At 68.4% G+C, this 12,121-nt stretch carries 15 protein-coding genes; 6 read left to right on the top strand and 9 right to left on the bottom strand.

Annotated elements, in window-relative coordinates:
• Positions 1–8: 8 nt before the first annotated feature.
• The gene (locus tag DFO63_RS06120) at positions 9–1,106 is read right to left on the bottom strand and encodes a Glu/Leu/Phe/Val dehydrogenase dimerization domain-containing protein (protein WP_008264553.1); all 1,098 of its coding nucleotides are present in this window, start codon (positions 1,104–1,106) and stop codon (positions 9–11) included.
• 278 nt (positions 1,107–1,384) lie between these two features.
• Here DFO63_RS06120 and DFO63_RS06115 point away from each other — a divergent pair, with 278 nt between their 5' ends.
• Complete coding sequence (locus DFO63_RS06115) at positions 1,385–2,461, top strand: HDOD domain-containing protein (RefSeq protein ID WP_075676981.1); 1,077 nt, start codon at positions 1,385–1,387, stop codon at positions 2,459–2,461.
• Positions 2,462–2,464: 3 nt separating this feature from the next.
• Here DFO63_RS06115 and DFO63_RS06110 read toward each other — a convergent pair whose 3' ends face one another.
• The 3 genes from DFO63_RS06110 to DFO63_RS06100 form a co-directional block, all read right to left on the bottom strand.
• Positions 2,465–4,054 carry a phospholipase D family protein gene (locus DFO63_RS06110; RefSeq protein WP_119006603.1) on the bottom strand — a complete coding sequence of 530 codons (1,590 nt, stop codon included), beginning with the start codon at positions 4,052–4,054 and terminating at the stop codon, positions 2,465–2,467.
• A 105-nt stretch (positions 4,055–4,159) separates the two neighbouring features.
• Positions 4,160–4,858 carry an RNA pseudouridine synthase gene (locus tag DFO63_RS06105; RefSeq protein ID WP_119006602.1) on the bottom strand — a complete coding sequence of 233 codons (699 nt, stop codon included), beginning with the start codon at positions 4,856–4,858 and terminating at the stop codon, positions 4,160–4,162.
• A gap of 47 nt (positions 4,859–4,905) precedes the next feature.
• Positions 4,906–5,406, bottom strand: a complete 501-nt coding sequence (locus DFO63_RS06100) for a M48 family metallopeptidase (protein WP_043035443.1) — start codon at positions 5,404–5,406, stop codon at positions 4,906–4,908.
• Positions 5,407–5,469: 63 nt separating this feature from the next.
• Between DFO63_RS06100 and DFO63_RS06095 the strand changes: the two genes are divergently transcribed.
• Positions 5,470–6,027 carry a DUF2058 domain-containing protein gene (locus tag DFO63_RS06095; protein WP_119006601.1) on the top strand — a complete coding sequence of 186 codons (558 nt, stop codon included), beginning with the start codon at positions 5,470–5,472 and terminating at the stop codon, positions 6,025–6,027.
• A 171-nt stretch (positions 6,028–6,198) separates the two neighbouring features.
• Positions 6,199–6,465, top strand: a complete 267-nt coding sequence (locus DFO63_RS06090; protein WP_032129365.1) for a DksA/TraR family C4-type zinc finger protein — start codon at positions 6,199–6,201, stop codon at positions 6,463–6,465.
• Positions 6,466–7,025: 560 nt separating this feature from the next.
• Here the strand turns inward: DFO63_RS06090 and DFO63_RS06085 are convergent.
• On the bottom strand, positions 7,026–7,619 hold the full coding sequence (locus DFO63_RS06085) for a mechanosensitive ion channel family protein (RefSeq protein ID WP_014038061.1): 594 nt from the start codon (positions 7,617–7,619) through the stop codon (positions 7,026–7,028).
• A gap of 34 nt (positions 7,620–7,653) precedes the next feature.
• The gene (locus DFO63_RS06080; RefSeq protein WP_049447107.1) at positions 7,654–7,833 is read right to left on the bottom strand and encodes a hypothetical protein; all 180 of its coding nucleotides are present in this window, start codon (positions 7,831–7,833) and stop codon (positions 7,654–7,656) included.
• Positions 7,834–7,959: 126 nt separating this feature from the next.
• Here DFO63_RS06080 and DFO63_RS06075 point away from each other — a divergent pair, with 126 nt between their 5' ends.
• The 3 genes from DFO63_RS06075 to DFO63_RS06065 are packed head-to-tail and all read left to right on the top strand — an operon-like array spanning position 7,960 to position 9,961.
• Complete coding sequence (locus DFO63_RS06075) at positions 7,960–8,538, top strand: sigma-70 family RNA polymerase sigma factor (RefSeq protein ID WP_049447108.1); 579 nt, start codon at positions 7,960–7,962, stop codon at positions 8,536–8,538.
• Complete coding sequence (locus DFO63_RS06070; RefSeq protein ID WP_049447110.1) at positions 8,535–9,068, top strand: hypothetical protein; 534 nt, start codon at positions 8,535–8,537, stop codon at positions 9,066–9,068. Before DFO63_RS06075 ends, DFO63_RS06070 begins: the two co-directional genes overlap by 4 nt.
• Before the next feature lie 11 nt (positions 9,069–9,079).
• Positions 9,080–9,961: a DUF4097 family beta strand repeat-containing protein gene (locus DFO63_RS06065; RefSeq protein ID WP_119006600.1), complete on the top strand. Its 882-nt coding sequence runs from the start codon at positions 9,080–9,082 to the stop codon at positions 9,959–9,961.
• Between the two features lie 49 nt (positions 9,962–10,010).
• Here the strand turns inward: DFO63_RS06065 and DFO63_RS06060 are convergent, their stop codons facing one another.
• The 3 genes from DFO63_RS06060 to DFO63_RS06050 all read right to left on the bottom strand — a co-directional run bounded on the left by DFO63_RS06060 (position 10,011) and on the right by DFO63_RS06050 (position 12,089).
• Positions 10,011–10,193 (bottom strand): hypothetical protein, encoded by a 183-nt coding sequence (locus tag DFO63_RS06060; protein WP_005410566.1) that lies wholly within the window; start codon positions 10,191–10,193, stop codon positions 10,011–10,013.
• Positions 10,194–10,204: 11 nt separating this feature from the next.
• Positions 10,205–10,498 carry a YkgJ family cysteine cluster protein gene (locus DFO63_RS06055; protein ID WP_053462562.1) on the bottom strand — a complete coding sequence of 98 codons (294 nt, stop codon included), beginning with the start codon at positions 10,496–10,498 and terminating at the stop codon, positions 10,205–10,207.
• Between the two features lie 229 nt (positions 10,499–10,727).
• Entirely contained in the window at positions 10,728–12,089 is a 1,362-nt protein-coding gene (locus tag DFO63_RS06050; protein WP_119006599.1) for an Hsp70 family protein, read from the bottom strand.
• Between the last annotated feature and the right edge of the window lie 32 nt (positions 12,090–12,121).

Raw genomic sequence — 12,121 nt, 5'->3', positions numbered from 1 at the left:
TCGCAGGCTCAGCCGCCGCGCAGGTTGCCCAGGCGCGGGGTACTGCGGCCCAGCGGCATCTTCAGCTTGCCGATCGACAGGATGCGGCTTTCGGCGATGCGGTCGGCCGCACGCTGCGGCGCGATGTTCTCGCGCTGCGACAGTTCGAAGATGCGGGTGAGGTTGTGATAGATGCTGCGGATCAGGCGCATCGCGCGTTCGCGGTTGTAGCCATCGATCTCCAGCGACACGTTCATCACGCCACCGGCGTTGACCGCATAGTCCGGTGCATACAGGATGCCGCGCGCGTGCAGTTCATCGCCGATTTCCAGGCTCGACAGCTGGTTGTTGGCGGTACCGCAGATGATCTTCGCCTTGATCCGCGGCAGGGTGTCGGCGTTGATGGCGCCTTCCAGCGCGCACGGTGCGAACACGTCGGCGTTCACTTCGTGGATCTCGTCCGGCTTGACCGCTTCGGCGCCGAAATCGCTGACCGCGCGATCAACCAGCGCGCTGTCCAGGTCGGTGACATACAGCTTGGCACCGCGGTCGCGCAGCAGCTTCACCAGCTCCATGCCGATGTGGCCCAGGCCCTGCACCGCGATGCTGGTCTTGCCCACTTCCTCATGGCCGAACTTGAAGCGCATCGCTGCCATCAGCGCCTGCAGCGCACCGTAGGCGGTGAACGGGGCCGGATCGCCGGAGCCGCCATGGACCTGGTGCACGCCGGTCACGAACTGGCTCTCCAGGTAGATGTTCTCCATGTCGTTGACGTCGGTGCCGACGTCTTCGGCGGTGATGTAGCGGCCGCCCAGCGAGTCGACGTAACGGCCGAAGGCGCGGAACAGCACCTCGGTCTTGTCCACCTTCGGGTCGCCGATGATCACCGCCTTGCCGCCACCGACGTTGAGGCCGGCCAGCGCATTCTTGTAGGTCATCGTCCGGCTCAGCCGCAGCACGTCGGCCAGTGCCTCGTCGGTGCTGGCGTAGGGGCGCATGCGCACGCCGCCCAGGGCCGGGCCCAGGGTGGTGTTGTGGATGGCGATGATCGCCTTCAGGCCGGCGTCGTGGTTGTGGCAGAACACCACTTGTTCGTGGCCGGTGGTGGCGAGGGTTTCGAATAGCATGGCGTCTCCGATGGCGCGAACAGCGGCGAACTGCAGCGAACGGCCAGTGAACGGTAGGGTCCCAAAACAAAAAAAGCGACGTCGTCATGGCTGGGGGACGGGTCGCGCGGCGCCATTCTAGTCCATTCCCCCGGCCGGTGCCGTCGACGTTGGCGGCCGTCCGGTTAAAGAAGATGAAAGTGCGGCCGATGCTGCGACGACGGCGGGTGGCCGGATGGGCGTGAAGAGGCAGGGCGGTCAGTGACGGCAAGGGCATCACAACGACAGGACGGGCGGCGATGACAGCGGCCTGGTGGCGCTCGCTGCGCGGCTGGCTGACACGTTCGACCGGGACGGCACCGGCGCGGCTGGTTGCCGCGTCCCGCCAGGCGGTGGCCGCCGCAGCCGCAAGCCTGCAGGGCGAGGCGCTGCCCTCGGCGGAGATCGCCGCTCACCTGCAACGCGGGCTGCATGCGCTTGCCTTGTACCCACGGCTGGCCGGCGAGCCAACGCCGGTGCAGGACCCCGGCCTGGGCGAGGCGGTGGCACGCGCGCTGCAGGACCGCGACTGGGCGGCCAGGCAGCTGCCCCGCCGGCCGCAGCTGCTGCCGCAGCTGATCCAGACCGTCAACGACGATGCCGCCTCGGCCCGGGTGATGGCCGCGATCATCGGCCAGGACCCGGTGCTGACCGGCAACCTGCTGCGCATCGCCAACAGCCCGGCCTACAAGGTCCACGAGCGCCCGGTAGAGAGCCTGCAACGGGCGGTGACGCTGGTCGGCACCGAGGGCGTGCGCCAGATCATCAGTGCGGTACTGGTGCAGCCGGTGATGCAGGTGCAATGCGAGGTATTCCCGCAGTTCAGCGCGATCATCTGGGAGCACGCGCTGCTGGCATCGCGTGCAGCAGCCGACCACGCACGCACGGTCACCTTCGGCGATGCCTTCGCCGCGCAGTGGCTGGGCCTGGTGCAGGGGCTGGGTGCGGCACTGGTGATGCGTCAGCTGCTGCAGGAGGCGCAGGCCCGTGGCGAGGCCGTGGAGCCGGCCCTGGCCCTGCAGCTGCTGCAGCAGTGGTCGTTGCCGCTGGCGCAGCGGGTCGCCGCCGCATGGGAGTTGCCTGAGCCGGTTCACCAGGCATTGGCGGTGGATGCGGAAGGACCGTTGGCCGACAGCCTGCGCCTGGCCAGCGCGGCCGCAGCGGCCAGCCTGTTGTGCCGCCATGGGCATGCCAGCCAGAGCCGCATGCTGGCCCTGCTGGAGCAGCTGCCTTCGGCACCGCCGCATGCATTGCGCTGGATCTGGCGGCGCCTGCATGGGCGCAACGTGGAAACGCTGGATGAGGCCGGACAGGACGAGGCCAGTCCGGCGTCCTGAGCGCTACAGCTGCGATTCCACCGGCAGCCAGCTGATCACCCGCGCGGTCCAGCGCTTGCCCAGGCTCGCCCCGGGTTCGGCCTCCACCCAATGCGGTGGCGGCTGCCGCTGCAGCCAGCGCAGCCCATCATCGCGTCCCAGGGCCAGCCACCAGCTGTGATCCGGGCTGGCCAGGCGCAGGTACTCGTCGCGCAGCTGCGCGCCCAGCACCGGATCGTCGAACAGCACGCCCATCTCGGTGTTGAGGTAGGCCGAGCGCGGGTCGAGGTTGAACGAGCCGACGAAGCCGCGGCGATCATCGACCACGAACGCCTTGGTGTGCAGGCTGGCGCCACTGCTGCCGAACAGGCTGGTATCCAGCTGGCCGTGCGCCTTCAGTTCGTACAGCTGTACACCGGCCTTCAGCAGTGGAACGCGGTAACCCATGTAGCCGCCGTGCACTGCCGCCACGTCGTTGGCGGCCAGTGAGTTGGTCACCACCCCGACCTGCGCACCGCGCGCGGCCAGCGCCGACAGGCCTTCAACGCCTTCGCTGCCAGGGACGAAGTAGGGCGAGATCAGCAGTGCGCTGCGACGGGCGGTTGCCAGCTCGTCGCTGAGCGTGTTGACCAGCCAGTTGCGGCGATCATCGTCGCGGTGCTTCATCGGCGGATCGGAGGCGATGCGCACGTTCGCGCTCCAGTGCAGCGGCTCCGGGCTGGGGCGTTGCAGGCGGCGCGACTCTGCAACGCGCTGCAGGTAGGGCTGCGCCTTGGCATGCATCGCATCCAGGTCCGACTGCCGCACGAGTTGCCGCAGCTGTTCATCGCTGTACGAGGCCAGCGCGGAAATCGGGATCGCCGCGCTGCTGTTCCAGTAGTCGTCGAAGATCCGGTTGGCCTGCTGCACGGCGGGGCCGGCCACCACCAGGTCCAGGTCCTGGAAGTTCACATCGTCGCGCGCGCTGAAGTACTCCTCGCCGATGTTGCGGCCACCGACGATCGCGACGCGGCCATCGGCGATCCAGCTCTTGTTGTGCATGCGGTGGTTCACGCTGAAGGCGCGCTGCACCAGTTCCAGCGTGCGTGCGATGCCGCTGCGGTTGCGGAACGGGTTGTACAGGCGGATCTCGATGTTCGGGTGCGCATCGAGTGCCATCATCAACGCGTCCTTGTCCTTGGCGTTCATGTCGTCGAGCAGGATGCGCACGCGCACACCGCGCTCGGCGGCGTCATACAGCGCCTTGGCCATCAGGTGGCCGATCAGGTCGTCGTGCCAGATGTAGTACTGCAGGTCCAGGCTGCGGCCGGCGTGGGTGGTGATCAGCGCGCGCGCGGCGAACGCATCCATGCCATCGCTGAGGAACGCCACGCCCGACTGGCCGGGATGGGCCTCCTGCAATGGCACGATCTGCTGGTCGATACGGGTCTGCGCGGGTTGTAGTGGCAGCACCTGCGAGGGCGCGCCGTGCGCCTGCGGCGTGAGGTGGTCGGCCAGCAGCAGGCCGGACAGGACCAGCAGCAACAATGCGGCGATGACGATCGCAGCGACGCGCAGCAGGCGTCGCCACAAGGGTGTGGGCAGGCTCATGCCCCGATGGTAGAGCCACGCCATGCGTGGATGAAAGCCGGCAGAGCTATCGCCGTAGACGCACGCCATGCGTGGATGGGGTCGGAGCCCTTTCCCGCAGAAAGGGATCCGACCCCGAGGGATGAAGCGTCAGAACCGCTCGTCGCTGCCCAGATAGCGCCACTGCGCCGGCGGCAGCGGCCCCAGCGCCACGCGTCCGATGCGCAGGCGGCGCACGGCCGTGACCTGCAGGCCGGCGGCGGTGACCGCCACGCGCAGGCCCTTGGCAGTCAGCCCCTTGCCGGCGAAACGCAGGCGCTGCTCGCTCTGCCAGCTGACCTTGGCGCCGCCCGATTCCTGCTGCAGCCGCGCCATCAGCCAGGGGCCGCGCTCGGGACCGCCTTCGGCCACTTCGATCAGGTATTCCTGCTCGGTGCGGCCCAGGTTGCGCTGCAGGTGGGCCAGCGTGGCCGGATCCTGGCTGACCACCACCAGCCCGCTGTCGCTGGCCGGCAGCGAGGCGGCCAGCTGCAGGCCGTGGAAGTGACGCTGCAGCGGGCGGATGTCGCTGGCATCAAGTTCGCTGCGGCTGTCACTGCTGACCAGGGCACACAGGGTTTCGGCGGCGACACCGGCCGGCTTGTGCAGCAGCATGCTGACCCGCTCGGCCTTTTCATCGCTGGCCTGTTCGGCCACCACGATCACCGCGCTGTCATCGACCGGGCGCTGCGGCTGTTCCACCACTTCGCCGTTGACCGTGACCCAGCCGCCTTCGATGTAGCGCCGCGCTTCGCCGCGCGGGATGCCGAGCAGGGCGGACAGGCGTTTGTCGAGACGGATCGGTTCCATGGCAGGCAGGTCGGGCAGGGGGCGCGCAGTGTAGCTGCTGCGGCCGGTCAGCGCTGGCCGCGGTTGGCCAGCTCGGTCAGGTACAGGCGGGTATCGAACTCCAGCTGCAGGTAATCGGGTTCCATGTGTTGGCACAGCTGGTAGAAGGCCTTGTTGTGGTCGGCTTCCTTCAGGTGGGCGAGCTCATGCACCACGATCATGCGCAGGAACGCCGCTGGCGCCTGGCGGAACACAGTAGCGATGCGGATCTCGCGGCTGGCCTTCAGGCGGCCGCCGTGCACGCGGGAAATGGCGGTATGGGTGCCCAGCGCGTGCTTGATCACTTCCAGTGTGTTGTCGTAGCAGACCTTGTTGAGCGGCACCGACTTGCGCAGGTAACGGTCCTTCAGCTCCTGGGTGTAGTCGTACAGCTGGCGGTCGCTGCGCACCTCGTGCGGGTCCGGGTAGCGCTGTTGCAGCCAGGGGCCCAGCTTGCCCTGCGCCAGCAGTTCGCTGACCTGGGCGACCAGGGGTTCGGGATAGCCGGTGAGGTACTTCAGGACTGCCATGCAGGGGCGGCGGGGCGTCGGTAGAATGGGGACATCCAAGATTACACGCGGTACGCACCGACCATGGCAAAGCCCAACGCGCTGCAGGAACAATTGCTCAAGGCCGGCCTGGCCAAGAAGTCGCAGGCCAGCGCCGCCGCGAGCGCCCAGGCCAAGGCCCGCCAGGGCAAGGCCGAATCGACCTCGGCCGAGGTCCAGCGGGAGGCTGAACGTGCCCGCGCCGAGAAGGTCGAGCGCGACCGCGCACTGGCCGCCGAACGCAATGCCCAGGCCAGGCAGGCTGAACAGAAGGCCCAGGCCAGGCAGATCATCACGGCCCACGCCGTACCCCACAAAGGCGACGACGAGTACCGCTTCAGCGACGGCGCGGCGATCCGTACCCTGCTGATCGACCCCAAGCTGCGCAAGGCGCTGTCGGTGGGCGTGCTGGTCATCGTTGCCCATGGCGAGGGCTACGCCCTGCTGCCGCGTGCTGCCGCCGAGAAGGTGCGTGAGCGCGCGCCGGAGGCGATCATCGTCGATCACGGCCAGCCGGGCTCGACCGCCGAGATCTCCACCGGCAACGCCGAGGACGACGCCTATTACGCGCAGTTCCAGGTGCCGGACGACCTGGTCTGGTAAGCAAAAAGGGGACGGAGGGGATTAAGCCGTAATCGGCCTGATCGGACCCGTTCATTTTACTGCTCGGCCTGCTGAAGGCCCGCCGGGCATGGCTCGGCTCGCCACAGGTCTGTTCCTTTGTGCGTGGGTGTATCGTCCCCATATCAGGCGACACACCTGCGGAGGATGGCCATGGCCACCGGTTGGGCGGGAGACGGCGCGGTCCAGGACCAGATCGACGCCACCGTCGACGATGCGATCGCCCGCGCGCGGCGCCAACTGCGCGAGGGCCCGGGTCTGGAACACTGTGAGGAATGCGACGCGCCGATCCCGTTGGCGCGGCGCCAGGCCGTGCCTGGTGTTCGGCTGTGCGTGGCGTGCCAGCAGGCACATGATGATGAAGCGCAGGCGCATGCCGGTTACAACCGGCGCGGCAGCAAGGACAGCCAGTTGAGGTGAAGGTTGCTCGGCAGGGCTGCGCCCTGCACCCGCAGATGCTTCAAGCCAAGGCAACATCAACAGCAAAAGCAAAAGCTGGCATTCCGCGGGATGGCGGGGCGGTGTCGGAGCGCGGGGACGCCGTAAACCCGTCCATGGGGGCTTGGCCGCGGCATCCATGCCGCGGACACCCCGCACTCCGACACCGCCCCACCTTCGACGGGTTCACGCGGCTGTTGGAACGCGCGGCTGTTGGTAGGTGTCGACCTTGGTCGACACGATTTTGCTGCCAGATATCGAATGAATCATCCACGCATGGCGTGGCTCTACTGTGTCGACCAAGGTCGACACCCACCAGAGCGGAACGCCGTTCCGGCAGATCGCGGGAAACTGTCGAGGGCGGGGTGGGTCCGGTTGAGGGGGCGTGAGCCGCATGGATGCGGCGACCGAGCCTACATGGACGTATTTACGGCGCCCCCCTCAACCGGACCCACCCCGCCATCCCACGGAATGCCCGTTCTTGATGTTGAAGTTGACGTTGTTTCGGCAGGTGCAGGGCGCAGCCCTGCCGAAAACCACCCTCAGCCGTCGCCCTGGATGCCGCCGGGGGCCTGCGCCGGGTCGCGCCAGCGGCGCACCGTGCGCTGGAAGAACAGGTTGTTCGGCAGCTGCAGCACCGTGCCCTCGTGGCCGTCGCCGGTCTCCTGCAGCGTGGTGTAGATCAGGTTCACGTCGATCACCCGGCCCTTCAGGCCCGGCTTCTCGCCGTTCTCCAGCACCTCGATGTAGTCGTGCAGGCGGAACGGACGGGTGGTGAAAATCAGCAGCGTGCAGAAGATGTTGGACAGCACGCTCCAGGCGGCGAAGAAGGCCACCGCGCCCACGGCCGCGAAGCCGGTGAAGGCGGTCCACAGGACCGATGGCGATGCGCCGAGCAGGCTGAGGATGTACAGCAGGGCACTGAAATAGACCACGAAACTGGTGATCCGGCGCGCGCCCATCGCCATCTCCGGTGGCAGCGTGTAGTGCTCGGCGAAGCGGCGGATCAGGCGCCGTGCCAGCACCCGCAGCAGCCAGGCCGCCAGCAGGGTCAGCAGGATCTTCACGGCGATGCCCACGTCATTCAGCCAGGGGTGGGTCCAAGGCGGCAGGTGATCCTTCAGCGACAACATCATGGGGTGACTACGGAGGGGGAAACGGCCCCCGATGTTACCCGGCGTGTGATCCGGTTTCGACCGCCGGTACCCAGGCCAGGCAGACCAGCTCCTGGCGATGCTGCTGCAGGCAGGCGCGGCCGTTGTCGGGGTGCAGGTGCAGCGACAGGCCCAGCGCCTGCAGCACGACACAGGCGGCGATCACCAGCAGGGCGGCGCAGGATGGGCTGGACATGCAGGGACTCCTGGACGGCAATTTCGCGAAGGACCTTCCATGGATGCAGCAGCCATCAAAAAGGTTGCACGGCAGTGATCGTCGTCCGGCTCTAAACCTTTTCCCGGGCCGCCGCATCCAAGCGATATGCTCGACACCACCATGCCCGCGCCGCCTGCCGCCCACGACGCCGTCGATGAACCCGCCCTGGTGCGGGCGGCGGCCGCCGGCGATACCTCGGCCTATGAACTACTGTACCGGCGGCATGCGCCGCGCGTGTTCGCCGTGCTGTGGCGCCTGTGCGGAGGCCAGCAGGCGCGTGCCGAAGATGCCTTGCAGGAAGCCTTCCTGCAGGCGTGGAAGGCGCTGCCCGGGTTCCGTTTCGAGAGCAGCCTGTCGACCTGGCTGCATCGTCTGGGCGTCAACGCTGCGCTGATGGAACTGCGTGGGCGCGCCGCCGGGCAGGACCACGACAGTCTTGATGATGTGGACGGAGGACTGCAGGAGCTGGCGGTGCATGACAGTTGTGCTGGCACCGAACGCGACCTCGAACGGGCGCTGTCGACGCTGCCACCACGGGCGCGCGCGGTACTGGTGCTGCATGACATCGAAGGCTGGAAACACCACGAGATCGCCGAGCAGCTGCAGATGGCCGTCGGCAGTTCCAAGGCACAGTTGCATCGTGCGCGCGGCCTGTTGCGCGCACGGCTGGGAGACATGACATGAGTACACGCGAACACGATTCCGACCACGATCTGGCGGCCCGACTGCGCGCGCTGCCGCCCGAACGCAGCCTGCCCGCCGATGGCTGGGCGCGGTTGGCGGCGCAGCTGCCGCCGCGTGAACCACAGGCGGCGCCTGCGCCGGCCGACAACGTTGTGGCGATGCCTGCACGTTCGCGCCGGCGCTGGTGGTTGCCGGTGGGGGCCGCACTGGCCGCAAGCCTGGCGCTCTACGCGGTGGCGCCGTGGCGCCATGCGCAGCCGGACGCGCCGGTGCCCTCTGCCCTGCAGCTGCAGGCCGCGGCGATGACCGCGCAGTACCAGCAGGCAGTGGCCTCGTTGCCCGCAGGCCGGGCGCCGGAATGGCAGCCGGCGCTGCACGAACTCGATGAAAGCGCGGCACAGATCCAGGCCGCGCTGGCGCAGGATCCGCGTGCGCCGCATCTGCTTGGCCAGCTCAAGCGCACCTACGCGCTGCGGCTGGAATTGACCCGGCAGGCGGCTTATGCCGCCGAGTCCGGCCTGACGACCTGAGGAGACCCCTGATGACACGATTCCTGATGACCTGCTGCGCCGCGCTGTTGCTGCTGCCGGCGGTGGCCCTGGCTGACACCCAGATCGACGAGCGCCACAACCTGGCCGCCGGTGGCCGCATCGAACTGAGCAACGTGGCCGGCAAAGTGACCGTGCGTGGCTGGGACCGCAATGACGTGCAGCTCACCGGTACGCTCAGCGATGGCCTGCAGCTGCGCCAGGAGAAGAGTGCCAACCGCGTGCGCTGGGAGATCGAGTACCCGCGTCGCAACAACAACGGTGGCGCCACCCTGGTGCTGAACGTGCCGCGCTCGGTGGAACTGCTGCTGAGCACGGTCAGTGCCAGCCAGGACATCAGCGGCATCGATGTGCGCCGCCTGCAGGCCGACACGGTCAGCGGCAGCCTGAGCGCCTCCGGTCGCAGCGGCGACAGCAAGCTCAATACGGTCAGCGGCGGTGTCATCGCGCGCCTGCAGACGCCGAAGCTGGACGTGAACACGGTCAGTGGCCGCATCGAAGCTGGCGGCGGCGTGTCCGGTGACATCGGTGCACAGACGGTATCCGGCCGGGTCGAGGTCGATGCCGGGCGGGTGCAGCGGCTGGCGGTGGAAACCGTGTCGGGCAGCATCGACCTGTCGGCGGCCGGGCTGGCACCAGGTGGCCGTATCAATGTCGAATCGGTGAGTGCGTCGGTCAACCTGCGGTTGCCGCGCACGGTCTCGGCGCAGCTGTCGGTGAACAGCTTCAGCGGGTCGATCAACAGCGATGCCGGCCAGGTGGAGCGGCCGCGCTACGGCCCCGGCAGCCATCTCGATACACGGCTCGGCAATGGCGACGGTGACATCCGCATCCAGTCGCATTCGGGCAGTGTCCGGGTACGCCTGGATCGCTGAGCGCGATCCGGCAGGCCGCGGCGGCAGCGCCGCCGCGGTCGGAGCTGGGTCAGCTGGCTTTCTTCAGCGCCCAGGTAGTGCCGAGGACTTCGATCTTGCCACCGGCCTTGCGGAACGCTGCCAGGTCCGAAGCGATCGAATCGCTGCTGACCACGGTGCTGGCGGCCGCGCCCTTGCGTTCGCTGCGGATGCTGTTGCTGGCCTTCGCGGGGGTCTTTGCCTTGCGGGGCATGGTTGCTCCTGTCAGGTGGAAGGGGAGGAAAGCGCCCAGGCGTCGGCCTGGCGCAGGTAGTCCTGCCGCTCGCGGCGGCAGTCATCGCCGCCCATCGAAAACTGGCGGCAGATCGCCGGGCGCTGCGAATAGATCGTGCAGCGCAGGTGATAGGGATCGATCGCCGCGCACCAGCCTTCCTCGTTGCGCGCCATCACGGCACGGCCGTGGGTGTCGCGTGACAGGAACTGGCCGGGCACGTGGTCGCCGGGCTGCAGCAGCACGGGCAACCGGCAACAGACCGCGTCACAACGGCGGCAGTCGATGGGTGCAGGTGCTGTGTCAGGTTGTAAGGCCTCAGGGGCCTGGCGGGTGCCCAAAGCGGGTCTCGATGGCGGCTCAGGTGCTGCGCGGACCATGAACGAGCCAGGAAGGCATGGCCGCTAGGCCCGCTGGGCGGGCCAGGCTGCACCGTGGACACACACCGGCGTGGCCGGTGGAAGGTGCAGCAGGGTTCTAGCCGACCAAGAGTAACTTAGACCGCGTAACGTTTTGTTAATCCTGGCTGGCTGCCGCCAGCGCAAGGCCCTGGACCACCCCCAGCGAGGGCTCGCCGTGGACCACGCGGGCGCCCGGGAAGGCGGCCGCCACTGCCTGGCGCAGGTAGCCGGCGCGGGACATGCCACCGGTCAGGAACACCGCATCCGGGTCGCCGCCGATGTCACTGCGGACCTGGGCCAGCAGCTCCCGGATCTGCTCCAGGTAGCCATGGGCGGCGGCGGCCAGGCCGTCGGCGCTGCTGTCGGCATGCAGGTCGCGGGCGATGTAGTCCAGCGTGCTGCGGTGCTCGCTGGCAGCGCTGAGGGCGATCTTGGCGCGTTCGACATCGCGGTACAGGCGGGCGGTGTTGCCGGTGTCCTGCAGGGCCTGCAGGCGGTCGCCCCAGGGCGCGTCCACATGGTCGTACTTGTGCAGGCGGAAGTCGCGCTGGCGGGTCATGTCCTGCACCGTGGCGGCTTCCACGTAGTGGTGGGCGGGCACGCGGGTGATGCCGCGGCCGAACAGCGGCATGTAGCTGGACAGGCTCAGCGCCAGGTCGATATCGGTACCGCCGCGGGCGATACCCCAGGCGCGGTGGATGCGCGGAGCGTCGTTGCCGCCGACCTCGGCATGGGCGATGTCGGTGGTGCCGCCGCCGATATCGACGATCACCGCCTGGTGCCGCTCGCGGCTTTCGGCGTGGTAGTGCATGGCCGCCGCGGCCGGTTCCTCGAGGAAATCGATCTGGTCGAAGCCGGCCTGGGTGGCCGCTTCGCGCAGGATGTCCAGCGCCTGGTCGTTGCCGGCTGCGCCGATCGAACTGCGGAACTGCACCGGACGCCCGAGCAGGGCGGCGCGCAGCGGCTGGCCGAGCTGGGCGCTGGCGGTCAGGCGGATGTGTTCGAGGATGTGCGCGGCGATGCCGGTGATGGTCTGCTTCGCGCGCGGGTGCAGGTTGTAGCCGAGCATCGACTTCGGGCTCTGCACCAGGTTGCCTTCGTGTTCCTCGAAATAGGCTTCCAGCGCTTCGTCGCCGTAGACCGCGTTCTGCAGCAGGTCGTTGGCGCTGCGTTCCTTGCCGGCGCGGGCTTCCATCCATTCCCGGCGCAGCGCGCGCAGGGCTTCGCGGCGCAGCGCCTGCGGCGTGCGTTCCTGGCCGGCGGCACGCGCCGCGCGCGCGGCGCTGTCGATCATCTGCTGCAGCTGGTGTTCCTGGCCGTCGTCGAGCTGGAAGTCGTCCGGGTCGGGTACCACGCCGGGGAAATACACGCTGGTGCGGAACTGCTCGGCGTCGCCGAAGCGGATCGGCAGCAGTTTCCCCTCATGCACGATGGCGGCGGCGGAATTGCTGGTACCGAAGTCGATGCCGAGGCGCATGGGGAGTTCCGGGGGCGATCAGGGGCCGCGCA

Origin of the sequence: Stenotrophomonas sp. AG209, assembly GCF_003550055.1 — a bacterium.
Taxonomy (GTDB): domain Bacteria; phylum Pseudomonadota; class Gammaproteobacteria; order Xanthomonadales; family Xanthomonadaceae; genus Stenotrophomonas.
The sequence above is the reverse complement of the archived record's forward strand: the minus strand, read 5'-3'. Positions and strand labels throughout refer to the sequence as shown.